The organism is Photobacterium sp. DNB22_13_2 (genome assembly GCF_052873915.1).
Genome location: NZ_JBNNXU010000005.1, coordinates 166,155 through 190,739 on the forward strand (window position 1 = coordinate 166,155; position 24,585 = coordinate 190,739).

Below are 24,585 nucleotides of genomic sequence, written 5' to 3' on the forward strand. Positions count from 1 at the left end.
ATATCTATAAAAAGCACAAAAATACACATGTTTATTTACATATATTGATCTTAATTGCCAATCAGTAAAGTACTAATGTCATTAATTAACCCATTGATAATATAGAGCACATAATGATAGACCGAAGGAAATTTTTACTTGGGGGCGCAGGGTTAGCTGCGGCGAGTTGTTTTCCCACGACTGGATGGCTAAATGAACTGAAAAGGAGTCATACCAATGTATTAATGTTTGCTGTCGACGATTTAAATGATTGGATTGGACCATTAAAGGGGCACCCCCAAACTAAGACACCACATATTGATAAGCTCGCTGAAAATGCCGCGGTATTTACCAATGCACATGCATCTGCGCCATTGTGTGGCCCCTCTCGTGCAAGCTTAATGACCGGATTAGCGCCATCCACTACTGGTATCTATGGTCACGCTGAAGATGATGCTATAAAAAAGGCAAATGATGCTGCAGCCAACGCGATATTTTTAAGTGAGTACTTTCAAAAACATGGCTATTATACCGCTGGGGTTGGAAAACTTTTTCATAAAACCATCGCAACAGGTAGTTTTGAAAACTATGGTGGAAGAGTCCCAGGGTTTGGTCCATTTCCTGAACAAAGGATGAAATGGCATAAAAAAGGCACTAACACTGATTGGGGGGCTTTTCCTGACTATGATGAACAAATGCCAGACGTTCAATACGCTGAGTGGCTTGTCGAACAGTTACAAGAGACACATGAACGTCCTTTCTTCCTAGCAGGAGGCTTCGTTCGTCCCCATGTCCCTTGGTATGCACCTAAAAAGTGGTTTGACTTGCATCCTGTAGACAGTCTAGAACTTCCCCCCTACTTGCCTACTGATTTGGATGACGTCCCTGAAATTGCCGAGCTTATCTCCAGTTACCCTCAAATGCCTTCAACAGAATGGGCGATTGAGAACGACGAGTGGCGTAATATTGTGCAGGCTTACTTAGCTTGTGTTTCATTTGTCGATTCATGTATCGGGAAGGTCCTCGATGCGTTAGAAAATAGTCAGTACGCGGACAACACAGTCGTTGTGTTGTGGGGCGATCATGGTTATCAACTAGGCGAGAAGGGTAAATTTGCAAAAATGTCACTCTGGGAAAGAGCGACTCGTACTCCCTTAATCATCAAGCCGGCTAAAGCACAACAACAACGACTTATTGATCAGCCCGTAAGCTTACTTGATATTTACCCGACACTTCTTAGCCTAACAGGCTTACCGTCAAACCCGAAAAATGAAGGTAATGACTTAACGCCATTGATCTACGACGTCACTCAAGACTGGCCTCATGTTGCGATAACGACATTTGGACCAAATAATCACTCAATTAAAAGTCAAAGATATCGGTATATTCGATATGCTGATGGAAGTGAAGAGCTGTATGACCATCATTTAGATCAAAATGAATGGGTTAACCTTGCAGACAATCCAAGTTATAAAAAAGTAAAGCATACATTATTTGAACAGCTCCCAAAATATAACGCAGATTGGTCGCCTATTTCCTTTTACACTGGAAATCCGTACTTTAAAAATCTTACGGAACAAGCTAAAAAAGACTTGCTTGAGCAAACATAACTCAATGCTTGCTGTAATAACAAAACGTCTTCTATTTTTTGTTATGCATGTAATCTATGGTACTAAAGCCAAGTCAGGCTGACAATCTCATTTCTCCTGCGTTTTTACTTGGGTGATTAATTTATCTGATTATTTATATCACTCGCATCAACATCTTGATTTGATGCGAGTTGATTCGTAGGTGCAACGAGATTAATGAAAAATCACATTTAGGTGCACTAGTATTGGTTTTGCACCAACTTGGTGAGTGGAAGAGGGACTTAACCACAAAAAATATAGGGATACTCTAGGGTGAGCCCCAAACTTTATCTGGCATACATATTGCTAATGATATGTTTTTTACAATATATATCATGGAGATATAATGAAAAGATTCTCTAGCTTAGCACTTCTAATCGCATCATTTTCTGTAAGTGCGGTGGTCATGGATGGTGTTGAGATTCTTCAACCAATTTATGATGAACCAACATTTATTGAATCGGGAAAATACGCTCAAAGTTTATATATTCCGTCTACTCTTGACACAATTATGTGGGGGTATCTTCCTAATAAATTAACAAAACCTGTGGCTACAATTGAATCAGGGAGTACGGTCGTTTTTGATACTGTTTCACATGAAGGGTTATTAGAAGACCAAGGAAGAGATCCACTTACGTATTTTGGTTCACATGGCTATTCAGTAGAGTATGTACTTCAAGATGCAGTGCAGATTACAGGTTCTGATCTTGAACATGATTTTTATAAAGATGGACCACATATTGTCACAGGCCCCGTTAAGATTAAAGGTGCAAAAACTGGTGATGTCCTAAAGGTTGATATAATTAGGCTAGAGCCGAGGGTACCTTATGGTGTTATTTCAAACAGACATGGAAAAGGTGCGTTAGTCGGTGAGTACCCAAAAAGAGAGCCGCAACCCAACCCAAGTGCAGAATATCCAGAACGCTTTGGCAACGTTTCAATTTTGTCACCTATCTTCAAAAAAGATGATAAATATTTCGGTAAGCTAAAATCAGGGGATAAAAATATTGTTTTTCCACTCAATCCTTTTATGGGGATTATGGGTGTAGCACCTGATAAAGAGTTTCCTATTCATTCAGTAGCCCCTCAGTATTTTGGTGGAAATTTAGATGTTAAAGATTTAATCGAAGGGACAACGGCATATTATAGGGTTAATGTCGATGGAGCAATGTTCTATACGGGTGATAGTCATTTTACGCAAGGTGATGGTGAAGTAGCACTAACGGCTTTAGAAGCATCTGTTCGAGCTACATTTAAGCTGACAATCCTTAGAGAAGGATCAGGTGCGATACCAGGGGCTTTCATTGATACTCCAGTCGGTGAAACTGCCGAATTCTGGATTCCTGTAGGGCTTGATGAAGACTTAAACATAGCTATGCAAAATGCCACTCGTGAATCTATTCGATTTTTGGTAAACCATTACGGGATTAGCGAAGAGATTGCTCTCGCCTACTTAAGTGCCAATACAGACTTTGCAGTATCTCAGGTGGTCGATAAGACAAAAGGTATCCATGCAAAAATCCGCAAAGCAGACTTTGCTGAGTTCGATTAACTAACGTTAGAATGATATGCCCCCTTTGTGTGGGGGCAAACAACGTTATATTCCTGTTGCGCCATTATTCATCCTTAGTGGACGGCTTTGTTGCAATACTTAGAGCTACCTGAAATGGCTTACACTCTTTTTTGGCATCGTAATCATGAAAGCGACCCTATCCATCACAAATAGCGGTGGCTGGTTTCTTTTTGGTTATCAAAAGTTATCCGATGGGTACATTCCGTCTCTAACCGCTAAACGATTTCTGTCCAATTGTGAGTTGAACGATGCCACTACGCGTGTGACGGGCATAACATTAAAGATCAGCTTGGGTATGGTGAGCTATAAACCATGTTTTTAGTATTAGTTGAGTGTTTAGTGTTCCCCCGCTCTGTACCCCGCCCTAAATCATCCAGGGTAATCCGGTCTTCACTGTCTATTGAGATAGTATTTTGCTAGAAAACGCGCATAATCTCGTTATACAACACTCAAAGAAGAAATTATCCATGACAGATTTTCAATACTATTTTCATCAACTACCTTGTTTTAACTGTAAAAAGACCACAGTAAGCACTGATCTTGGTTGGCTAACGGCGGTGATGAAAGATGATGTCCTAGCGCAAGTGGCAACGATTATCGAGCAAGGCAACGTTGAGCCAGATCTTTCGGTGAACGTGACTTGTACTAAACAGGAAGCGCGTGATTACTTATTGCTGAATTTCTACGGCTACCCTGAAGAAGAACTAGCGAGTCAAGTTGAAGCGGAAGATGAGAAAGAAGTCGCGGATGAAATAGCAGAGCTATTTGCAGAAGGTAACGAGACAGCAGTCTTTGAACACGAAATCGCACTACAAAGTTGTACTGATTGCGACATTAATTAAGTCCAAATCAAGCGTAATCATGAAATGTGAATATGTTCATCATACATAACATGATGTCCTAGTTATTGAAGGCGTTAGCAGGATCAATTTTGCTAACGCCTTTCTGATGGCGTGTGGTAAATACTTAATACAGATGTCGCGGCAATGCTAAGGCTGGATCGTTTCGCATGCCCGTTCAGGGTATTTTGCCGCTCCGAAGGTTTAGATCTCAAACCCTAAAACCAAATGTTCGAGTTTGGATGTCAATTTAAACGGTTGGCGGAATTAATTTAAAATATGTTGGAGCAACAAACAGTATTAAGCACCAGTTTTAGGCACGGCTAGTTAGCACAGACGTCAGTATCTGTTTGCTTTTTTCACATATTGCTGGCCGGTTTTTGTATTGCCGGGCGAATAACATCGGCGAGCGGGCGGATCATAAGAAGTGCGTTGGGCTGTAGCCGGTCCAACTTTTAAATGCCCGAGAAAAACTACTGAGATCAGCAAACCCGAGCCGGAAGGCGATATCGGTCAAATTGATATTGGGCTGGCTTAGCAGCAGCAGGGCCTTTTCCTGCTTGTATTGCTCCAGCACCTGTCTATAGTTTGTCCCAAGAGCCGCGAGGCGGCGGTTGAGGGTTCTCACACTCATCAGCATCTCTGTTGCAATTTTTTCCCGCGAGACGGCCTGTAGATTCACTTCGTTATCCAGCAGCTTATAAATACGTAGGATGATATCGTGGTGTGCCAGCTTGCTGACGGCTTGGCGTAGGGGGGGCACTGCGACAGAATAGATATCGGGATCGCGGCCTTTCAGCTTTATCGCCGTGGCATCTGCTGGAAAGCAGATTTTGATGATCGGAGAGCCGATTTCGATTTTACACCGCATCATTTTCTCGAATTGCTGCTGTTGCTGGGGGCTGAATGGCCACCGGCCGATTTTCAATATCAGGTTGTCTATGCCGCCGGATACTTGCTGGATCATCTCGAGTAAGGTGGCGATATACATCATAAAGCCAAGATCAGATACCTTTGACTTGTCGTTGTGGGGATCATGGTTGATCACCCACAGCTCGTTGGTGCCCTGAGGTGTTATATGATGCTTTAGCCGGATTGGGGTGCCAATCAAGATGCAGTATTGGCAGGCGTCCTGAATAAAGGTGTTGAGGTTGTTGGCTGTCCACAATGACAGCGAAAAGCAACTGAAGGTTAGCGGTGAGACATGCTTGGCGGCAAACGCAGGCAATAATGGTTCCCCACTGTCTTGGCACAGCTGGTTGAACTTGGTACTGACCGCACGTAGATCGGTTGGGCGGATGTGAATTCGCTCACCCGATTCATTTTCTGGAAAGTAATCCTTCGGGTTGAGGCCAAATTGAATAGCGGTTTGCTGTAGCATGTCGAGCCAGCCATTGTGGATTGACATCGACGCGCAGGGGATTTGAGGCATGATGATTGGGTTGACTGTGCGAGAAAATAAATATCATATTAATTCCATTGGTGAATGCATCGGCCGGATGAGGGAAATGTGATCGGGTTTAAAACTGTTTCGTCGTAGTTAAGCTGTTATTCAGTAAGGGAGAGCCCATCTTGTTAAGCCTGCTCAAGATCAGCAAGATGGGTGCCTCAGTTGATGCCAGCTATGCTGTAATGCCAGTTCCAGCGGAGTATGTTTGAGCACGGATTGCTGCCAGTGCGAAGGACGCACGGGTAATCTCCCTCCTTGCTGCCACAGGGAGCGCATATTGATAAAACTGCGGAACAGCGGCGAGAACAATGAAATTGCTTCTAGCAAGGTCCAATGTAGCGGAGTGACCGTCACCGGCTTTCCAGTACTGAGCGCTAGGCCGCGGGCAATATCTTTGATACTGGCTTGATGGCCTGGGTAGTAATCGATAGCCAGAGGACAGTTGAATGTGGGCTCCGTAGTGATTTGCTGGGCAATGTTCTCTGCTAAATCTGGTAGATATGTCCAGTAATGGTTTATCCCATAGGCACTGGGAGACTGCAGAATGAGTTTATGATTGGTTTCTTTGACCAAAATTCCGAGGTAGCTCTGATCGAGGGAAAAGTTAAGGTTATGGCCGAAGCAAAGAACCTTAATGTTAGCTCCTGCGGACGCGGCCTTTTCGAGCTGGGTGCGTATTTTCTTTGGTAAGGCATAATCAACCGGTTTGTTTTTTTGCCAGAATATGAGGCTATCTAGCCAAGGCTGGCGGGTATCGTACACATTGGTGGTGATAACTAAGTTGCTTTGGCACTGGATCACCCGCTCCAATATCTCATCGAGAGAAAAAATCACCCGCCTATCCAAAATAGGATCAGGCAGGTGCAGGAAAACCGTGTCGGTATCAGCCACCAAGTCATCGAGCAACTCTCCATCTTGCTTGGTGAGTTCAGCCAATGTCAGGTTCGCAGACAGCGAGAAAGGGTGGCTGGGATCGGCAATCGTTGCTGTGACCTGCCAATGATATTGTGCCAGCGACTGACAAAGTAGCGCCCCCATTTCATGTTCAGCACCTAACACTAAGGCTCTTCTCATGCTTTTCTCCAACTGTGCGATTCATTTCAAAATCATACCTCTTAGTTAAAAGCTTTTTCTCGTTATAGTGAATACATAAAAACACATAGTGGGTATTTGAGAATGCATAACATGGAATGGGACAGCATTCGTATTTTTCTTGCCGTTGCCGAAGAAGGGAGTATGTCTGCGGCTGGCCAGAAGTTGGGAATGTCACAGCCGACAATCAGTCGGCATATTTCAGCTCTCGAAGAAAAAGTGGGTTTCAACCTGTTTGATCGTTCGACGCAGGGGTTGGGCCTGACTTTGGTAGGTAATGAACTGTTAAGTGATGCAAAAGAGACGGCAAAAGGAGTCGATGGGTTTATCACCAAGGTGTCTGCCCACAGTGGTAAACATATTGGTCATGTGCGATTAGCTGCTAGTGACATAATGTCTTTCTATTTTATGCCAACGTTGCTCAATGAATTCCAACGCCAGTTTCCTGATATTGAAATTGAAGTACTGGTAGCCAATAAAGAGGTGAATCTCAACAAGCGTGAAGCCGATGTATTGATATCGAAAGTCAAACCGGAGCAATCTGATTTGGTGGTTAGCCTACTGCACAGTGAAGAGGTAGGTTTTTATGCTCATCGGGATTACCTGAAGCAATTTGGCAAGCCTGCCACAGTACGAGAAATGTATACCAGCGCTCACCAATTCATAGGTTTCGATCAGCTAGGGGTCGATATAGAAACGGCCAGTCAGTTTGGAAGGCAGCTTAGTAAATCTCATTTCAACTTTCGTACTGACAGTTTCAAGATGCAGCTAGAGTTGGCGAGGGCTAAGGCGGGTATTTCCGTTGTCTTTCACTCGATTGCTAAGCGCTATCCGGAATTAGAGCCGATCCCTTTAACTGATATAACCTTGCCTGATGTGAACTGGTGGTTGGTGTGTCATCATGATGTCCATATCAACCCAAGGATCCGCCATTTGATGGCTTATATCAGTGAATGGTTCCGCTCATCGCATGATAAAATTCGCTTAATCAGTTAGTTACGAGATATCTTGTATCTGCTTACATTCGGCGGAGGTTTTTTTCCTCGCCCTGAGCTAGTTCCACCTTTCTTGACGCTTCTTTTTTCTATAATTTGTTTAATTGCATAAACAATTCTTTAAATGATTTTGTTGCTTCTGGTTACAAAATAAGCGAACGAAAACGTTTTCGTTGCTTTAAACTTGATCTGAACCAGTGAATTTTCAATTTTTTACAAAATCATCGAAACAAAAGTTGAGTTATTCAAAAAAAATTGAATAATGTAATCAAAAGCTATAAATTAGAAGAAAATGCTGCTCCACACTTTTTCTTCTAGATAGGTCAACAGACCGGAAAGACGTGTAACGGAACATTTTGTTCTAGAGCCCAAATTAATCTGATGAGATAACACATGAGCAACTCTCTAGTACTTGTAATCAACTCTGGCAGTTCTTCACTTAAGTTTGCCCTTATCGACACTGTCAGCGGCGAAGCTACCCTGAGCGGTCTTGGCGAATGTTTTGGCATGCCTGAAGCTGTAGTGAGCTGGAAAATCGATGGTGAAAAGCACGAGCATTCGCTTGATGCAGAAGGTAACCACCACCAGCAGGCAGTTGATCGCATCGTTGCCTTGCTTGAAGAGCTAGGCATGAAGCAAGATATCGTTGCAATCGGTCACCGTGTTGTTCACGGCGGTGAAAAATTCACTAAGACTGTAAAAATTGACGAGTCAGTACTGGAAGAGATCGACAACCTGAGCGATCTTGCGCCTCTTCATAACCCTGCTCACGTTATCGGTATGCGCGCAGCGATGGCGGCGTTCCCAAGCCTGTCTCAGTACGCGGTATTCGACACAGCTTTCCACCAGACGATGCCAGCTAAAGCATACACTGGTGCTATCTCTCAGAAGCTTTACAACGATTACGGTATCCGTCGTTACGGCTTCCACGGTACGAGCCACTACTACGTTAGCCGTGAAGCAGCGAAGGTGGTTAACAAGCCAATTGATGAAAGTAACTTCATCTCTGTTCACCTAGGTAACGGCGCATCGGTATGTGCGATTAAGAACGGTAAGAGTGTTGATACTAGCATGGGCTTTACGCCACTAGCAGGCCTAATGATGGGTACACGTTGTGGTGACCTTGACCCAAGTATCATTGAGTTCCTACTGAAGAAAGGTTGGTCTCAGCAAGAAGTATTCGACGAGCTGAACAAGAAGTCGGGCCTTCTAGGTGTATCTGGCCTAACAAGCGACTGCCGCGGCATCATCGAAGCGATGGAAAACGGCCACGAAGGTGCAACGCTAGCCTTTGAACTATTCTGCTACCGTGTTGCTAAGTATATTGGTTCTTACATGGTTGCTCTAGATGAGCTAGATGCCATCATCTTCACTGCAGGTATCGGTGAGAACTCTCAGCCAATCCGTAGCAAGATCCTAGAGAACTTGAAGATCTTCGGCTACCGTGAAGACGAAGAAGGTAATGCTGCTGCACGCTTTGGCAACGCTGGTGTTATCACCAAGCCAAACACGCCAGTGGCTATGGTTATCCCAACGAACGAAGAGTGGGTCATCGCCAAAGAATCAATGGAACTGCTTCACGCTTAATTGCGAACTAAGCACTGACATAAAAAGAAACCGCCAGCAGAGATGCTGGCGGTTTTTTTTGATTATATCAGCCTACATAAATATTTGATCAGCCTTGCTGGTTAAAATCGCTGTTCTCTGCGCTCGAAAATTTTATATCGATACCGTCAACGTTGAGGCGCTCTGACGTTTTTTGACGATAGCCGCTCTGATATGGTCGTAGAGGAAGTTGAATACAAAGGCATAAAGCGTAATAAATGCCGTCACCCCAACGTCCATAAGCAGTGCTTGATAGAGGCTTACCCCCAGAATCAGTGCCATGACAGGAATGGTCAGCATCAGCAGCCCTAGTTCAAATAGGATCACGTGGAAGACTCGCATTGCGATAGTACGCAGGGTTTTGTTTCCAGGGAAAAACCTATCAAACACCCAGTTGAAGGCAAAATTCCAGACCATGGCGATAGTCGCGATGATTATCATGGTTCCAGATAAAGCGCCGATTTGATGATCGGTAAAGAGCAGTAACAAGCCTATGGATAATGATACCGCCAATACCTCGAACAAGACTGCATGAAATACCCGTTCTAAACCACTCATCAATATTTCTCCTCTAAGGCTACGAGTGAAAAAAGAGCGGGCATTTTGGCAGCTTGGAGCCTAACAGCAAGATAGCGCTTATCACACATCGTGATGGGTAAAGGTAGTTTCTATTTTGCCGTTCAGTGAATGCTTGAGCTATTGATAATAGGCTTAAAACGTGGAAGTGTTACAAGTTACTGTTCGAGTAGCCTCAGTGCTTTATCGAGCAGTTTTCTTGCTTGATCGATACTTCCGCTATCCTGATCGCGTGGCGCAGTACTGGCGCGTTCAATCAAGGTAACGTCAATGTGAGTGATATCAACGTGGTCAGATGCCGTGGCCAATAGTTTGTTGACGGCGGTTTGGCCGAGTAATTTGAAATCTTGCTTGATTGTTGTTAGGGGAGGGGAGAAAAACGCACTGTCCTCGGTACCGTCAAAGCCGATCACCGAGACGCTGCCAGGTACCTCGATACCCATTTCATTCAATGCTCGCAGCGCCCCCAGTGCCATTTGGTCATTGGCGACCAAGACGCTGTCGAAGTCGCGGTTTTGCATGATCGCCCGGCGCATCGCTTGGTATCCGCTGGCGGCAGACCAATCCCCTTCCAGCTCGGCAACAACGGAAAATGCTTGTTTGGTAAACACATCACGCCAGATCTGGGTTCTCAGTTGCGAAGCATGAGAGATATGTGGGCCTGTCAGAAAAACCGGTTTATTTCGCTGTTGCTTTATCAGCAGTTCCGCGCCTTTTCTCGCTCCACTTTCATTGGCACTGCAGACCGCATTGACCTGCGTGTCTTGGGGGACGTCGATGAATAGCAATTTTACCTTGGTGTACTTGCCAACCAACTCAGTCGCGAGCTCAGCAGAAACTGGGGCATTGATGATGATGGATTCAACTTGCTGGGCAATCAGCTCTCTGACGGCACTTTCAATATCGTGATCTTCAAGATCATCAACCGCCGATATTGCCAGCGTATATCCCGCCTCATGGGCTTGTTGGCGTACGCCGTTGGCTATCATCGCTGCACCGTGCAACGCCATATCCAGGGTTATTAAGCCAATGATTTTATTCTGAACTTTGAGTGCCTGTGCTGCCTTGTTCGGTATATAACCCAACTCATCAATAGCAGCAAGAACCCTATCCCGGGTTTTGCTCGACACATTCTCAGCCCCATTGGTTACTCGGGAAACTGTTTGGGTGGATACGCCAGCCAAACGGGCGACATCTTTAAACGTTGCAGTCATTGCTTGCCATCCATTTTTATCATCAAAAGCATTTTACCATGAACACGAGGAAAGACATTTTGTTGTCTTTATGTTTTCGAAAACATTTAGTGATAGATCTCACGTTGTGGGCTTTGTAAAAGGATCTTTGATCACATTTTAGCCGCTGTTCACTTTTATAGGTTGGGGTTGTTGGCTTAGTTTGTTCGTAAATGTTATCGAAAACAATTTTGAGAGACCCATGACAAAGTTACTTCACTTGCAAAGCCAGAACCTGAGTTTGGTGTTTAAGTTAGGGCGTATCCCGGAAATTATCCATTGGGGTAACAAGGTTGCCGCCATTGATGAAGACTTGTTTCTTGCGACCGAGCGTCCTGTCAGCCAAGCACGACTCGATGTCGATGTACCGTTGACCGTATGTCCTGAACTGGGAGCTGGGCATTTCAATGCGCCGGGCTTGGAAGGCAATCGTCAAGGCAGTGACTTCGCTCCAGTGTTTACCATGGAAAACTATCACTGCGATGGTCAGAAGGTAGTGTTCGAACTGGTGGATAACGTGGCCTTGCTGCAGTTGAATGTTGAGTTTGAACTGGATGTGAGCAGTGACGTGTTGCGTCAAAAGCTCACCATTAAGAACTTGGGTGATGAAGCCTATTCTCTGGATAAATTAGCCTGTACGTTGCCTGTCCCTTATCACGCCAATGAATTGATGACGTTCCGTGGCCGCTGGTGCCAAGAGTTCCAGACCCACCGTGTTGCGTTTGAACATGGTGGTTTTGTGCAGGAAAACCGCCGTGGCCGTACATCCCATGAAAACTTCCCGGGTCTGTTTGCCGGTGCTAAAGGGTTTACGGAGCAATCAGGACAAGTGTGGGGATTCCATTTTGCCTGGAGCGGTAACCACCGTATGCGTGCCGATGTACGTAGTGATGGCCGCCGTTTTATCCAAGCTAGCGAGTTGTTGTTTTCCGGTGAAGTGGCACTGGCCCCGCATGAAAGTTATTCAACCCCTGAGCTTTATGCGACATACAGTAGCGCTGGCTTGAATGGGATCTCCGAGCGCTTCCATCGCTATGTTCGCGAGAACATCCTTGCGTTTACCCCAGAGCAAGCTCGCCCTGTTCACCTTAACACATGGGAAGGGATCTACTTCGATCATGATCCTGACTACATCATGCAGATGGCCAGCGAAGCTGCACTAATGGGCGTTGAGCGCTTTATTATCGATGACGGCTGGTTTATCGGCCGTGATGGTGAGAAAGCAGCGTTGGGCGATTGGTATCTGGATGAAACGAAGTACCCGAACGGCCTAGAGCCGGTCATTCAACATGTGATTGATCGCGGCATGGAGTTTGGCCTGTGGGTTGAGCCTGAAATGGTGAGCCAGGATTCCCTCCTGTACCGTGCCCACCCAGATTGGGTTCTGGGTGTCGAGGGCTATCAGCAACCATCGGGTCGCTGGCAATATGTACTCGATCTGCAAAATACTGACTGCTTTGACTATCTGTTTAATCGCTTGGATGACTTGTTGTCCCGCTACCAGATCAGCTATCTCAAGTGGGACATGAACCGCGAACTGGTTCAACCGGCCCATGAAGGTAAACCAGCGGTCAGGGGACAGACTCAGGCATTTTATGCCCTGCTCGACCAGCTACGAAGCAAACACCCTAAGGTTGAAATTGAATCTTGCTCAAGCGGTGGTGGCCGGATTGATTTTGAAGTGCTTAAGCGTACCCATCGGTTCTGGGCTTCTGATTGTAACGATGCGCTTGAGCGTCAGACCATCCAACGCGGTATGAGCTATTTCTTTCCACCGGAAGTCATGGGCGCCCATATTGGCCCGGCGGAATGTCATTCAACCAATCGGAAACACAACATCAACCTGCGGGGTGTAACTGCCCTGCAAGGCCACATGGGCGTAGAGCTTGATCCGGTCAAGGTTGGCGAGGAAGAAAAAGCAGCCTTTGCCCGTTACATCGAACTTCACAAGAGCTTCCGATCGCTACTGCACAATGGACGAGCTTTCAGAATTGATCCGGCCGATGAGCGTCAGTATATCTACGGCGTCGAACATCAGGATGAAATGCTGATCACGGTTTGCCAACGCGCGATGCCGACCCACGCATTGCCAGCACCTTTACGCCTTAACTGTTTGGATCCAGAGGCAATGTACTCAGTCAAAATAGTCGAGATGCCACAGACCTCTTTCCAACTGATGAAACACCGCCCAGCATGGCTTGGCAAAACCTTACACCTCCGGGGAGATAACTTGATGGAAATTGGCCTTATTTTGCCGATCCTCGATCCCGAATCAGCTCTGATCCTACACCTACAAAAAGATTAAAACATACCCGGTGGCATCAAAAGGTGCCGCCAAACAAAAGGAACTGAAAGATGGAAATTACACTCATTTCATTCTTCTTGTTCACTGGCTTTGTGGTTTGGTTTACCTACAGCAAAGTAAAGAACTCGAAGAATGACTCACACGATGGCTTTTTTCTCGGCGGCCGCTCTCTGACCGGTGGTTTGATTGCTTCGTCACTCATTTTGACCAATCTTAGTGCGACCAGTTTTGTCGGGATGTCCGCTCAGTCATATACCCATAATATGTCGGTGATGGGCTGGGAGGTTGCCAGCGGGGTAACACTGGTTCTGATCGCCTTGTATTTGGTACCTCGGTACCTCAAGCAGGGGATCACCACGGTACCTGATTTCTTGGAAAGCCGTTACGACTTGGGTGTGAAGAAGTTTGTGACCTTGCTGTTCTTGTGCCAGTACATCATCAATATTCTCCCGACCACTTTGTACGCTGGCGCAGTGGTATTGACTGGCATTTTTGATATCGAGTCTATTTTGGGTATTTCTGAATTTCAGGCTATTGCGTTGATCAGTGCTGCCATCGGCTTACTGGGCTTCTTTTATGCCATCTATGGTGGACTAAAAGCGGTGGTGATAGCCGATACCATCAATGGTGTAGGCTTGATCATTGGCGGCTTGATGATCCCTGTTTTCGGCTTGTTTGCCCTTGGCGGTGGCAGCTTCGGTGAGGGGGTAGATATCCTTCTGTATGCCGCGCCAGAGAAACTTGAGTCGGTAGGCTCGGCCAGTGACCCATTGCCGTTCTCGACCTTGTTTACCGGCCTGCTTTTGGTCAACTTGTACTACTGGGGGACTGACCAATCTATTATCCAGCGAGCGCTAGGTGCGAAAAACCTTAAAGAAGGTCAGAAAGGGGTGATCTGGGCGGGTGCTATCAAAGTGATCTCACCGCTGTTCCTGATCATTCCGGGTATTATTGCTTTTCACCTGTTCGGTGCCGACGCTGGTAATCCTGATACCATGTACACCCGCTTGGTTAATGAAGTGCTGCCTAAGCCTTTGGTCGGTTTCTTTGTTGCTGTGATGTTTGGTGCCATCCTGTCGACGTTTAATGGGGTACTGAACAGCTCGACTACGCTGTTTGCCTTGAATGTCTACAAACCGATCTTTGCCAAGCAAGGGATATCGGATAAAGCATTGGTCGCTAAAGGCCGAGTCTTTGGGGTGGTGATTGCGGTTGTCGCTATCTGTATTTCCCCTTTTATCATGTACGCACCTGAAGGGCTGTTCCAATACCTACAAATGGTTGCTGGCTTCTTTAGCGTGCCAATTTTTACCATTGTTTTCGTTGGCTATATCACTAAGCGGGTACCTGCGATTGCAGCGAAAGTCGCGTTAGTCGTGTTTGTAAGCTCTTATGCATCAATGCAGCTTATCTTTAAAACCCCGCTGCACTTCTTGCATCAGTTAGCTATTCTGTTTGTGGTTTGTACCGTACTGATGTTAGTGATTGGCCATTTTGCCCCTCGCAGCACCGACTATGTTATGCCGGTTAACGAGAGTATGGATGTGACGCCTTGGGAGTTCCGCTTCGAAGCATCAGCCGTCATCTTATATATGGTACTGGGCGCTTACATTATGTTTAGCAAGGTTGGTTTTGTCTCTGACGACCCGACTTTCATGCAGGTATATGGCTTGTGTGGTGTGGTCATGCTGGCGGGGATTGCCGTTAGGTACGCCAAGAAAAAACAAGCCTCGCAGCAGGCGTTAGCATCAGAATCCTAACCTCGATATGTTTTGCTAGATAATTGCTCTACGTGAAATGAAAAGCCCGGCAGTGTTCACATTGCCGGGCTTTTTTCATTCAAACAAGGTCGAACAAGGGGAGCGATTTACACTGTGAATTGGTTGGTCGTTGCCAATTCTTTGAACCAAGTTGAGTGGCGTTTCGGGATACGGTCACCGGTTTCCAAATCTAAACGGTAGAAGCCGTAGCGACGCTTGAACGAGTTGAGCCAAGACCAGTTGTCGATAAAGGTCCATTGATGGATACCAAAACAGTTTGCACCGTCTTCCATGGCGCGGTGGAGCTGGATGAAGTGCTCTTTCATCAGCTCGGTCCGGAAGCTGTCATCAATCATCCCGTCTTCTTGGACTGGGCCTTCTGATTCCAAGTCCATCGCAATACCGATCTCGGCCAGATACCATTTGATGTTGCCGTAGTTGTCCTGGATGTTCTTGGCGATATCGTAGATAGCGGTTGGCAGGATTTCGTTGTTGTCACGGAACGGGTTGAAGCGGCCTTGTGGGTTAATGTAATTCTCGAAGTACTTCTCAGGCGTGAAGTAGTCCAGTGTGTATTCGGCTTCTCGGGCTTTAACGCGGCGTGGTACGTAGTAGTTGACGCCAAGGAAGTCGACCTCAGCAGATTTGATTTCATCAATTTCTGTGGTGCTGAATTCAGGCATGATGTCGTTGTCACGCAGGATCTGGCACAACTCCTCTGGGATGGTGTTCTTCACCATAGGGTCGAGGAAACTGCGGTTGAACAGCAGATCGGCATACCATGCGGCTTCTTGGTCAGCATCGCTGTCGTTGCGGGTGTAGGAAGGGGTCAAATTCAATACCACGCCAATCTCACCATCTAGCTTCATGTCGTGGTACGCCAATACCGCTTTGGCATGGGCCACCATGATGTTGAAAGCTACCTGCACGGCTAGCTTACCGTCTTTTTTGCATGGGTAATGGAAGTCATACAGGTAACCGCCTTCAACGGGAACAATCGGCTCATTGAAGGTGATCCAGTGTTTGACCTTATGGCCGAAGTGTTTGAATGCAGTGCGGGCAAACTTTTCGAACAACTCGATAACATGTTTGGACTCAAACCCGCCGTATTGATCTTGAAGCTCGGATGGCATATCGAAATGGTAAAGATTGATCATCGGTGTGATGCCGTTGGCGATCATCTCATCGATATAGGCATCATAGAAAGCGACAGCATCCGGGCAGGCTTCACCGGTTTCGAAGTCTTTGATCAGGCGAGACCACTGAATTGATGTGCGGAAAGAGTTCATGCCGATTTTTTTCATCAGTGCGACATCTTCCTGACAGCGCTCGTAGGTTTGGCAAACTGTCGCAGGGCCGATTTCCTTGAAGAAACGCTCAGGGTTATTTTGGTGCCAGGTATCCCAAATCGATGGATGGGCTTTATTGGTTGTGCCTTCGGTTTGAATACCTGATGCTGCTGCACCCCACAGGAAACCTTCCGGGAAAGTGTAAGTTGTCATAGTTGCCTCAGTCTTTGTTCGCTCAGCTCTTGAACGATAGGTGTTATCGGTAAATGTGTTTATTCGGTATGGGTTTGTCGTTAAGGATCAGGCTTGTCGCTGCAAGAAATGGAACAGGGCTCCAATCAGGTTGGCATTATTACCGGCTTTGCAAGTTGCGAGTGTTGGCTTGATCTGCGCTATCGGGAGCGCTCGTACCAGCTCATCAAGATGACGGTTGAGGTGCTCAAGTAAGTCCGATCTTTCGCTGATGGCACCACCGAGGATGATGGTTTCAGGATCAATGCAGTATTGGATATTGAATAAGCCAGTAGCCAATGTGCGGTACCACTGCTCGACCACTGCCTTGAGTTGTTCATCGCCATGTTCGACTGCTTCAAACACGGCTTTGCCATCCAAGCTTTCAACCTCTAGGTCATTTTTTACAGCGGCCATTTCAATCAGGGCCCGGGTTGAGGCCATGTTACTGAAGGTCGTCGGCAATCCATCTTTCTCAGCGGTGATCATGTAACCAAATTCGCCGCCGTGCAGTCGGTGGCCATGCTGGATCTGACGGTTGTTGACGATTGCCCCGCCGATCCCGCTGCCTATCACCACTAAGCAGCAGTCCGATATATTTTGGGCTGAGCCTTGCCATAGTTCGGCAAGGGCAGCACAACAGGCATCGTTTTCAAGCTCTGCGGGTAGTTGGTAGCGTTCGAAAATAATGCTCTTGAAATTAGGGCCGTGGAGGTAAGGCAGGGCACTGGCACCATGTATGACACCGCTGTTGCTGTCCACTGCACCACAGGCGCTGATCGCAATCCCATTGAGGGTATGTCTTTGGCGCAGGGTCGAAACAACCTTGTCCAATGCGAGCCAAAAGTCATCGATAGATGCTTTGGGGCTGGTGAACTTACCTTTGTGGAGCAAGGTGGCATTGCTATCCATAACGGCATATTTGACAGCGCTGCCTCCGATATCCAGTACAAGAAAGTGTTGGGTCGTCATTGTGTCCTGCCAGTTAGTTGTTCTGACGGGGAATTTACTGGCATAAACTCAGAAAATACAGCTTAAAGCGGAAACCGGTTTCCATAAAATGAAAGTGGTCACAAAATACGGGCAGGGTATCGTTGATTCTGTGATTTGGATCGAAACAAAAAAGCCGCCCAGATCAGGCGGCTTGGAAGGGATAAAGCGGTTTATCGCTGACGAAGGGCTTCTTGTTCAATCAATTGCTTTTCATGGACCTTGAAGAATGGGCGGTAAATCATCCACGAGTTGAATATCGCAAAGAGGCACATGAACATGTTCTTCCAGCTCCCGTTGGCAGCCCATGCCGCGCCCAGTGGGGCTGGCATCGACCAGGGCAGCAGAGCGACCATCCGGTCAAGAATACCGATGTCGGTGAGGTACCAGGCAATGCAGGCATTGACCAACGGTACGCCGACAAAGGGGATCAAGAATAGCGGGTTCATGATGATCGGAAAGCCGAACAGTATCGGTTCGTTGATGTTGAAGAGCGATGGGATGAGTCCAATTTTACCCACTGACTTCAGTTGTTTAGATTGGCTTCGCATTGCCATGAAAATAAGTGGCAGGGTCGAGCCGATACCGCCGATTAGTATGTAATAGTCCCAGAAACCTTGCATGTAGATATGCGGTAATTGTTCGGCACCGCTGGCAAGGGCCTGTTGGTTTTCAACCAGATAAGTCATCCAGAACGGATTCATAATCCCGGTGATGATCAACGTGCCATGAATACCGATAAACCACAGTAAATGGCAGATAACCAGTGAGATCAATACTGCAGTTAAGGTATCGGAAGCGACGATTAATGGCTGGAAGGCGGCGGCAATCAGCTCCGGTAAGATCAATCCGGTGTGTACCTGAAGGTAAGCGTTAATAATGCTGATGGAAATCAGGATAAACATTAGCGGCACAATTAGCCTAAAGCCATTGCGGGTCATTATCGGCACTTCATCCGGCAGGTTGATATACCAGCCTTTGCTATAGAAAAACCTAATTATTTCAATTGAATAAGTGCTTGATATTAAGGCGGTGAATATTCCCATCCCACCGAGGTATACATTGGGCATCGTACTGCCGCTAAAACCAATAAACAGCAGGAAAGCCAAACAGCCGGTGAGGCCGGATAAGCGCTCAGGAATCTGGTATTGCTTGGCCAGGCTGGCACTGGATCCAAAGGCAACAATCAGCGCAATCAATCCGATAGTCAGCTCGAATGTTGGTGCAAGTAGGGGCCTTAGGGTGAGGTAAATCTGCCCGATTGTGCTGGTGTAGTTGATCGCAAATGGCGGAAAAATAAAGGGCACCAACAAGCTACCGACGATCACAAACGGCATGGCCAATGAAAAGCCATCTCTCAAGGCGGTTATGTGATTACTGCGTGTCAGCCAGTTTGCCAGTGGCGAAATACGCTGTTCGATAACACTAGCCGCGACATTCATTATTTGAATGTTCATAGGTTTTGCTAATCCTTTGGAAACAGTTTCCGGTCTCAATATTGAACGGATCACATTTTGCCAGAACATTCGGTGATTTCTGGTGATCGTTCTCACAAATAGATACGGATTGCTTGGAAACCGGTTTCCAATGTTTTCCTTTGATCGTATATTTCAGTTCGAAATCATTCGGGATAGGACTTAAAAATGAAAAAAATTATGTTGTGTTGCTCTGCTGGTATGTCGACAAGTTTGTTGGTGAAAAAAATGGTCGCAGAAGCGGACAAGCGTGGCTTGGCTGCAGAGATTCAGGCTTATGGTGCAGCGGAATTTGACCAGCAAGTGGGTAACTACCAAGTGGTTTTGCTTGGCCCACAGGTGAAATACATGCAGCCGGATTTACAAAAGAAAGCTGACGCCCATGGCATCAAGGTTGAGCCAATCAACATGATGGATTACGGCATGCAGAAAGGTGACAAGGTATTGGATTTTGCCTTGTCGCTGATTGACGGTTAATCACTAACTATAAATATAAAGGAATCGTTATGAGTGCCCTATATGACAAGTTGATCGGGGTTATTGAACAAAAAATCACCCCAATGGCCGGTGCCATCGGCCAGCAAAAATACGTCACTTCTATACGTGATGGTTTTATTGCTGCACTGCCTTTCATGATTGTTGGTTCATTCATGTTGGTGTTTATTTTCCCTCCGTTCTCGCAAGAAACAACCTGGGGTTTTGCCCGCGCATGGTTGGATTTTTCCGAGCGACATTTTGAAACCTTGATGCTGCCGTTTAATTTCAGCATGGGGATAATGACCTTGTTTATTTCGGTCGGGGTTGCTGCTAGTTTGGCGCGGCACCACGATCTTGATCCGCTAACGACTGGTATGCTGTCGTTCATGGCATTTATGTTGGTGGCGGCACCACTTGAGAATGGCATGATTTCAACTGCGTACTTCTCGGGGCAGGGTATTTTTACTGCGTTGATTGTGGCGATTTATGCCACAGAGGTGTATGCACTCCTTAAGCGCAATAACATCACGATTCGCTTACCCCCTCAGGTCCCGACCGGCGTTGCCCGTTCGTTTGAAATCCTGATTCCGGTGCTGGTGTTGATCTTGACCCTTCACCCACTGAACCTGTTTATTGAGTCACAAACCGGTATGATCATCCCTCAGGCGATCATGGCATTGGTTGAGCCTTTGGTGGCCGCATCAGATACGTTACCGGCACTCCTGATATCGGTGTTGGTGTGTCAGATCCTATGGTTTGCTGGTATCCACGGTGCGCTTATCGTTACCGGTATCATGAACCCGTTCTGGATGGCGAACTTATCAGTCAACCAAGCGGCAATGGCTGCAGGGGAAGCAATTCCACACATTTATGTTCAGGGTTTCTGGGATCACTACCTACTGATCGGTGGTGTGGGTTCGACCTTGCCTCTGGCCTTCCTGCTGCTGCGCAGTAAAGCGATTCACCTTCGTACAATCGGTAAAATGGGTGTCGTACCAGGGATGTTCAATATTAATGAACCAATCCTGTTTGGTGCGCCAATCATTATGAACCCACTGTTCTTCCTACCATTTGTATTGGTTCCTATGGTCAATGCAACGCTGGCCTATATTGCTCTAGACCTTAACTTGGTTGCTCGCGTGGTATCACTCACGCCATGGACAACGCCGGGCCCTATCGGTGCTTCATGGGCGGCGAACTGGTCATTCAGCCCAGTCGTTCTGTGTCTGCTTTGTATGGCTTCGGCGGCACTGATGTACATGCCATTCCTAAAAGCTTACGAGAAGCAATTGCTTGAGCAAGAAGCGGCGAATAACGCTGAAGAAGAAGCGCCTCAAGGCGAGCCTGCAACAGCGTAATGTCACGTAAGCCAAAGCTAATACCGAGTCGAAACAATTAATTGTTATAGCAAATAAAACTAAGCCCTGCTGCTCAGCAGCAGGGCGGTAGTAAAGCGGAGAGTTAAGATGGATTTAGAAGAACAGGTAATGGGTATCATCATCAATGCAGGCCAATCACGCAGCCTGTGTTACGAAGCACTGCGTCATGCCAAGCAAGGTCATTTTGATGAGGCCGAGGGCTTGATGAAAGAAGCCCAGGAGTTTGCGAACCAAGCCCATTTGGTTCAGACCCAGCTCATTGAAGCCGATGAGGGTGAAGGCAAAACCAAAATGACACTGATTATGGTCCATGCCCAAGACCACCTGATGACGTCAATGCTGGCCAAAGAGTTGGTTGCAGAAATGATAGAGCTTCACCGTAAAGTACAGTGATCCTCACGTCAGTCAGTTAGATAATTAATGGAGAGGGACAGAGCGCCCTCTCATAAAACACGCAATAGCAAGAACAGCTTTCATGGCTAATCTACTGTCGTTTATTGGCGTTTATTGGCGTTTATTGGCGTTTATATGGAAACTAACGGAAACTGCCCGAGATAAAAGAGAAATTTTGGTGCTGCTGAGTTTATGTCGTAGGGGCTATGGTATGATAGAAAAGCACTGCTCTTTATTGGTTAACGGCCAGCGAGGTGCAGTAGGGATTTTCGGGTAACAACGATGTAGTACGTATAATGGCAACCATCACAGATGTTTCAAAGTTAGCTAATGTGTCTAAAGCCACGGTCTCCCGTGTGCTAAGTGGCACTCGTGGGGTAAAGGAAGAGAGTCGCTTGGCGGTGCTAAAAGCCGTCGGTGAGTTGAACTACCGGCCTAACGTTGCGGCGCAAAATTTGGCTAAGCAAGTTTCACATTACATTGGTGTTGTATTGCCATCGGTAGAAGCAACCAATGTCGTTAATTACCTGCCATTGTTATCCAAAGGTCTAAAGTCCCTCAATAAATTCATGCTGCTGCACTACGCCAGTGATGCAGACGATCAGCGCCGGGTCATTGATGAGCTGCAAGATCAGTGTGAAGCGATCATTGTGATGGGTGCACCTCCGGCGGGGCCGCAGCCTGCTAATGTGGTGCATTTCGATAACGTATGTATCGAAGGCAGTATTGTCAGCGGCTATAACTATGCTTTTGCCACTGAAAGTGCTTGTCGTTACGTGCTCGGTAAAGGGCACCGCCAAATTGCCCTGCTTGTTGATGATGCCAAGGAAGCCGCTAGCCAGCAGATGCTAGATGGCTACCGCAGTGCCCTGCAAAACCTTTCTATCCCTTTCAACCGCCAGCTGGTGGTGGAAGCCAAAAATGATGTCGAGCAAGGTCTGCTGGCATTGATCAATAGCTTTACCAAGTATACGGCTTTGGTGGTGAAACGAGATAGCCATGCAGCCCAAGCGATGCGCCTGATGCGCGAATTCAATATCGCGGTACCGCAGGAAGTGTCGATCATTAGTTTGGAAGACTCGCCACTGGCAAGCTTGCTGTATCCACCACTAACTTGTATTAGTTACCCGACTGAATCTTTAATTGATGACTGCCTCAAGCGGGTACAGAGTATCGTCGAAGGAAAGCCCCTGCCAATCGAACAGCCCCCAGCTGTTGCAGGTCGGTTGGTCGCCCGTTCATCGGTAACAACACTCGCATAATTCCGATATCAATAGTCTTTACTGTGATCCGTGACCTCTATCGATGTCGCGGTATAGACTTGTATTTCCGAAATGCATCCAATTGTATTATCATATCTTTTATCGATTGCTTATCTTCGGGTAGGCTTTGCACTATCACTTCTTCCAACCGGATATTGCCCATGTCTCACACCTTGCTGCCGAATATTATTGAGTTTCTGACCCATGTCGATCCCTTCGATAAATTGCCACAGGACTGCCTTGAAAAAATCGCAGGTTGTATCAAAATCAATTACCTAGGCCAAGGGGAGCGCATCGCTTTCTCTACTGAGCAGGAAGAATGCTACCTCTATATTATTCGCACCGGGGCGATGGAACAGCGAAAATCTGATGGGGTACTCAGAGCTAAATTGGGTGAGCAAGATATCTTCGGTTTTAGTTTCCTGCAAACCGAGGGCGACAGTAGCAAAGCTGAGATGGCCTATACGGCAACAGCGATGGAAAACTCCCTGCTTTACTTGATCCCCCACAGTAAACTCAAACATATCCTGCGCTCCTATCCTGAATATGCCCAGCACTTTGCGGCTCAGGCACAAGTGCGGATTCAATCGGCGCTGAGTGTGGTGTGGTCGGATGATGAAAAGGGATTGTTCTTCAAAACGGTGGCGGAAGTGTCTAATGAAAGGGTGACTGTGGTGCCGGCAACGCTGTCGATTCAAGAGACGGCGTACCGGATGACGGTAGAGACACCATCTCCTCTTGCTGTGGTGAAGGACGGTAATACTATTGTCGGTGTGATGACTGACCGAGATATGGCCAAGCGAGTATTGGCAAAATGCGTTAACCCAGATAGACAAATTCAAGAGGTGATGACGCCCAATCCGTTGACTGTCGCGCCTGATGACTTGGTGATGAAGGCGGCGTCATTGATGATGCAGTACAACGTCCGTAGCTTGCCTGTTGTCAAAGAGGGGCAGGTCGTCGGGGTATTGTCGACCACGCACTTGGTGCAGAAGCACCGGGTACAGGCGATTTTCCTTATCGAAAAAATCAACTATACCGATTCGCTTGAAGAGTTGGTGGCGTTGGCGCCGGAGAGGCAGGCGATTTTTGAAGCCCTGATTGAGGGTAATGTTGGCTCGGAGATCATCGGCCAGGTCATGGCGATGATTATGGACACGTTCAATCGCCGTATTTTGCAATTGGTGGAAGCGAAGATGGGGCCTCCACCCTGTGAATATACCTGGGTGGTTGCTGGCTCACACGCTCGGAACGAAGTGCATGCGTTGTCGGATCAGGACAATGCCATCATCTTGTCTGATGATGTGACCGACGATCAGCGTATGTACTTCAAACTATTGGCAATGGATGTCTGTAAGTGGATGGACGCCTGTGGTTATAGTTTGTGTAGCGGTAACTACATGGCATCGGTTCAGAAGTGGTGCCAGCCACTTTCCGTTTGGAAGACATATTATACTAAGTGGGCGGAAAATCCTGAGTATGAGCGTCTGCTCAATATTACGGTTTTCTTGGAAGTAAGGGCGATCCATGGTCAAAGTGAGTTATCAGAAGAGTTGCAGGCGCACTTGATGAGTCTGTTGGGCGAGAACAGCTGCTTCTTGAGTATTTTAGCCAAAGATACCGTTGCTACTCAGCCGCCGCTAGGGATCTTTAACAAGTTCGTGTTGGAGAAGAACGGCGATCAAAGCAATACCCTCAATATCAAGAAGTATGCTCTGAATCTGATAGTCGATTTGGCGCGGATTTATAGTTTGTCGGTCGGTTGTACCCTGACCGGTACCGAAGAGCGCTTCCAGTATGCCTTTGAACACGGCAGTCTGAGTGAAGAAAGCCTTAAAGATATTATTGGCGCCTATCGTTTTATTACCCGGGTACGCTACAGTCATCAACTTCAGGCTCTGAAGAAAGGATACGTGCCGGATAACCATATCTCACCAGATATGTTTGGCAGCTTTGAGCGCAAGCACCTCAAAGATGCGTTCCGGATCATTGCTGAACATCAGGAAGCAGTGAAACTGCGTTTCAGCCAAGCTTAAGAACAGTGGGAAAATCAGA

At 46.8% G+C, this 24,585-nt stretch carries 19 protein-coding genes; 12 read left to right on the forward strand and 7 right to left on the reverse strand.

Going from position 1 to position 24,585, the window contains the following annotated elements; genetic code table 11:
- The first annotated feature begins 113 nt into the window (after positions 1-113).
- From ACVA58_RS09925 to ACVA58_RS09935, 3 genes are all read left to right on the forward strand, one after another.
- Positions 114-1,589 carry a sulfatase gene (locus ACVA58_RS09925; RefSeq protein ID WP_446510282.1) on the forward strand — a complete coding sequence of 492 codons (1,476 nt, stop codon included), beginning with the start codon at positions 114-116 and terminating at the stop codon, positions 1,587-1,589.
- 364 nt (positions 1,590-1,953) lie between these two features.
- The gene (locus ACVA58_RS09930; RefSeq protein ID WP_446510283.1) at positions 1,954-3,159 is read left to right on the forward strand and encodes an acetamidase/formamidase family protein; all 1,206 of its coding nucleotides are present in this window, start codon (positions 1,954-1,956) and stop codon (positions 3,157-3,159) included.
- A gap of 488 nt (positions 3,160-3,647) precedes the next feature.
- Positions 3,648-4,022, forward strand: coding sequence for a hypothetical protein (locus tag ACVA58_RS09935; protein ID WP_446510284.1), 375 nt, complete (start codon positions 3,648-3,650; stop codon positions 4,020-4,022).
- Positions 4,023-4,437: 415 nt separating this feature from the next.
- Here ACVA58_RS09935 and ACVA58_RS09940 read toward each other — a convergent pair whose 3' ends face one another.
- Positions 4,438-5,427, reverse strand: a complete 990-nt coding sequence (locus ACVA58_RS09940; protein WP_446510285.1) for a helix-turn-helix transcriptional regulator — start codon at positions 5,425-5,427, stop codon at positions 4,438-4,440.
- A gap of 183 nt (positions 5,428-5,610) precedes the next feature.
- Complete coding sequence (locus tag ACVA58_RS09945) at positions 5,611-6,543, reverse strand: hypothetical protein (protein WP_446510286.1); 933 nt, start codon at positions 6,541-6,543, stop codon at positions 5,611-5,613.
- A gap of 102 nt (positions 6,544-6,645) precedes the next feature.
- Here ACVA58_RS09945 and ACVA58_RS09950 point away from each other — a divergent pair, with 102 nt between their 5' ends.
- Positions 6,646-7,557, forward strand: a complete 912-nt coding sequence (locus tag ACVA58_RS09950; protein ID WP_446510287.1) for a LysR family transcriptional regulator — start codon at positions 6,646-6,648, stop codon at positions 7,555-7,557.
- Between the two features lie 392 nt (positions 7,558-7,949).
- On the forward strand, positions 7,950-9,143 hold the full coding sequence (locus ACVA58_RS09955; protein WP_446510288.1) for an acetate/propionate family kinase: 1,194 nt from the start codon (positions 7,950-7,952) through the stop codon (positions 9,141-9,143).
- 132 nt (positions 9,144-9,275) lie between these two features.
- Here the strand turns inward: ACVA58_RS09955 and ACVA58_RS09960 are convergent, their stop codons facing one another.
- On the reverse strand, positions 9,276-9,719 hold the full coding sequence (locus ACVA58_RS09960) for a PACE efflux transporter (RefSeq protein ID WP_446510289.1): 444 nt from the start codon (positions 9,717-9,719) through the stop codon (positions 9,276-9,278).
- A gap of 176 nt (positions 9,720-9,895) precedes the next feature.
- Positions 9,896-10,951, reverse strand: a complete 1,056-nt coding sequence (locus ACVA58_RS09965; RefSeq protein WP_446510290.1) for a LacI family DNA-binding transcriptional regulator — start codon at positions 10,949-10,951, stop codon at positions 9,896-9,898.
- A 220-nt stretch (positions 10,952-11,171) separates the two neighbouring features.
- Here ACVA58_RS09965 and ACVA58_RS09970 point away from each other — a divergent pair, with 220 nt between their 5' ends.
- The gene (locus ACVA58_RS09970) at positions 11,172-13,274 is read left to right on the forward strand and encodes an alpha-galactosidase (protein ID WP_446510291.1); all 2,103 of its coding nucleotides are present in this window, start codon (positions 11,172-11,174) and stop codon (positions 13,272-13,274) included.
- 50 nt (positions 13,275-13,324) lie between these two features.
- The gene (locus tag ACVA58_RS09975; RefSeq protein ID WP_446510292.1) at positions 13,325-15,034 is read left to right on the forward strand and encodes a solute:sodium symporter family transporter; all 1,710 of its coding nucleotides are present in this window, start codon (positions 13,325-13,327) and stop codon (positions 15,032-15,034) included.
- 107 nt (positions 15,035-15,141) lie between these two features.
- On the opposite strand, the gene ACVA58_RS09980 is transcribed toward ACVA58_RS09975, so the two are convergent.
- The 3 genes from ACVA58_RS09980 to ACVA58_RS09990 form a co-directional block, all read right to left on the reverse strand.
- Positions 15,142-16,536, reverse strand: a complete 1,395-nt coding sequence (locus ACVA58_RS09980) for a glycoside hydrolase family 1 protein (RefSeq protein ID WP_446510293.1) — start codon at positions 16,534-16,536, stop codon at positions 15,142-15,144.
- A gap of 87 nt (positions 16,537-16,623) precedes the next feature.
- A complete protein-coding gene (locus tag ACVA58_RS09985; protein WP_446510294.1) occupies positions 16,624-17,526 on the reverse strand; it encodes an ROK family protein in 903 nt (300 codons plus the stop codon).
- A 191-nt stretch (positions 17,527-17,717) separates the two neighbouring features.
- The gene (locus ACVA58_RS09990) at positions 17,718-19,001 is read right to left on the reverse strand and encodes a PTS sugar transporter subunit IIC (protein WP_446510295.1); all 1,284 of its coding nucleotides are present in this window, start codon (positions 18,999-19,001) and stop codon (positions 17,718-17,720) included.
- Between the two features lie 186 nt (positions 19,002-19,187).
- Between ACVA58_RS09990 and ACVA58_RS09995 the strand changes: the two genes are divergently transcribed.
- From ACVA58_RS09995 to ACVA58_RS10015, 5 genes are all read left to right on the forward strand, one after another.
- A complete protein-coding gene (locus tag ACVA58_RS09995) occupies positions 19,188-19,496 on the forward strand; it encodes a PTS sugar transporter subunit IIB (protein ID WP_255044488.1) in 309 nt (102 codons plus the stop codon).
- 29 nt (positions 19,497-19,525) lie between these two features.
- On the forward strand, positions 19,526-20,854 hold the full coding sequence (locus ACVA58_RS10000; protein WP_446510296.1) for a PTS sugar transporter subunit IIC: 1,329 nt from the start codon (positions 19,526-19,528) through the stop codon (positions 20,852-20,854).
- 108 nt (positions 20,855-20,962) lie between these two features.
- Positions 20,963-21,268 (forward strand): PTS N,N'-diacetylchitobiose transporter subunit IIA, encoded by a 306-nt coding sequence (chbA, locus tag ACVA58_RS10005; protein ID WP_446510297.1) that lies wholly within the window; start codon positions 20,963-20,965, stop codon positions 21,266-21,268.
- A 296-nt stretch (positions 21,269-21,564) separates the two neighbouring features.
- The gene (locus ACVA58_RS10010; RefSeq protein ID WP_446510298.1) at positions 21,565-22,530 is read left to right on the forward strand and encodes a LacI family DNA-binding transcriptional regulator; all 966 of its coding nucleotides are present in this window, start codon (positions 21,565-21,567) and stop codon (positions 22,528-22,530) included.
- 161 nt (positions 22,531-22,691) lie between these two features.
- Positions 22,692-24,566, forward strand: coding sequence for a DUF294 nucleotidyltransferase-like domain-containing protein (locus ACVA58_RS10015; RefSeq protein WP_446510299.1), 1,875 nt, complete (start codon positions 22,692-22,694; stop codon positions 24,564-24,566).
- The last annotated feature ends 19 nt before the right edge of the window (positions 24,567-24,585 follow it).

Excerpts from the sequence above, each read along its gene's own strand:
- ACVA58_RS09930 (WP_446510283.1), top strand. The coding sequence starts at position 1,954 with ATGAAAAGATTCTCTAGCTTAGCACTTCTAATCGCATCATTTTCTGTA.
- ACVA58_RS09990 (WP_446510295.1), bottom strand. The coding sequence starts at position 19,001 with ATGAACATTCAAATAATGAATGTCGCGGCTAGTGTTATCGAACAGCGT.
- ACVA58_RS09940 (WP_446510285.1), bottom strand. The coding sequence starts at position 5,427 with ATGTCAATCCACAATGGCTGGCTCGACATGCTACAGCAAACCGCTATT.
- ACVA58_RS09995 (WP_255044488.1), top strand. The coding sequence starts at position 19,188 with ATGAAAAAAATTATGTTGTGTTGCTCTGCTGGTATGTCGACAAGTTTG.
- ACVA58_RS09985 (WP_446510294.1), bottom strand. The coding sequence starts at position 17,526 with ATGACGACCCAACACTTTCTTGTACTGGATATCGGAGGCAGCGCTGTC.
- ACVA58_RS09945 (WP_446510286.1), bottom strand. The coding sequence starts at position 6,543 with ATGAGAAGAGCCTTAGTGTTAGGTGCTGAACATGAAATGGGGGCGCTA.
- ACVA58_RS10015 (WP_446510299.1), top strand. The coding sequence starts at position 22,692 with ATGTCTCACACCTTGCTGCCGAATATTATTGAGTTTCTGACCCATGTC.
- ACVA58_RS09975 (WP_446510292.1), top strand. The coding sequence starts at position 13,325 with ATGGAAATTACACTCATTTCATTCTTCTTGTTCACTGGCTTTGTGGTT.
- ACVA58_RS09950 (WP_446510287.1), top strand. The coding sequence starts at position 6,646 with ATGCATAACATGGAATGGGACAGCATTCGTATTTTTCTTGCCGTTGCC.
- ACVA58_RS09925 (WP_446510282.1), top strand. The coding sequence starts at position 114 with ATGATAGACCGAAGGAAATTTTTACTTGGGGGCGCAGGGTTAGCTGCG.
- ACVA58_RS09955 (WP_446510288.1), top strand. The coding sequence starts at position 7,950 with ATGAGCAACTCTCTAGTACTTGTAATCAACTCTGGCAGTTCTTCACTT.
- chbA (WP_446510297.1), top strand. The coding sequence starts at position 20,963 with ATGGATTTAGAAGAACAGGTAATGGGTATCATCATCAATGCAGGCCAA.
- ACVA58_RS10010 (WP_446510298.1), top strand. The coding sequence starts at position 21,565 with ATGGCAACCATCACAGATGTTTCAAAGTTAGCTAATGTGTCTAAAGCC.
- ACVA58_RS09960 (WP_446510289.1), bottom strand. The coding sequence starts at position 9,719 with ATGAGTGGTTTAGAACGGGTATTTCATGCAGTCTTGTTCGAGGTATTG.
- ACVA58_RS10000 (WP_446510296.1), top strand. The coding sequence starts at position 19,526 with ATGAGTGCCCTATATGACAAGTTGATCGGGGTTATTGAACAAAAAATC.
- ACVA58_RS09970 (WP_446510291.1), top strand. The coding sequence starts at position 11,172 with ATGACAAAGTTACTTCACTTGCAAAGCCAGAACCTGAGTTTGGTGTTT.
- ACVA58_RS09965 (WP_446510290.1), bottom strand. The coding sequence starts at position 10,951 with ATGACTGCAACGTTTAAAGATGTCGCCCGTTTGGCTGGCGTATCCACC.
- ACVA58_RS09980 (WP_446510293.1), bottom strand. The coding sequence starts at position 16,536 with ATGACAACTTACACTTTCCCGGAAGGTTTCCTGTGGGGTGCAGCAGCA.
- ACVA58_RS09935 (WP_446510284.1), top strand. The coding sequence starts at position 3,648 with ATGACAGATTTTCAATACTATTTTCATCAACTACCTTGTTTTAACTGT.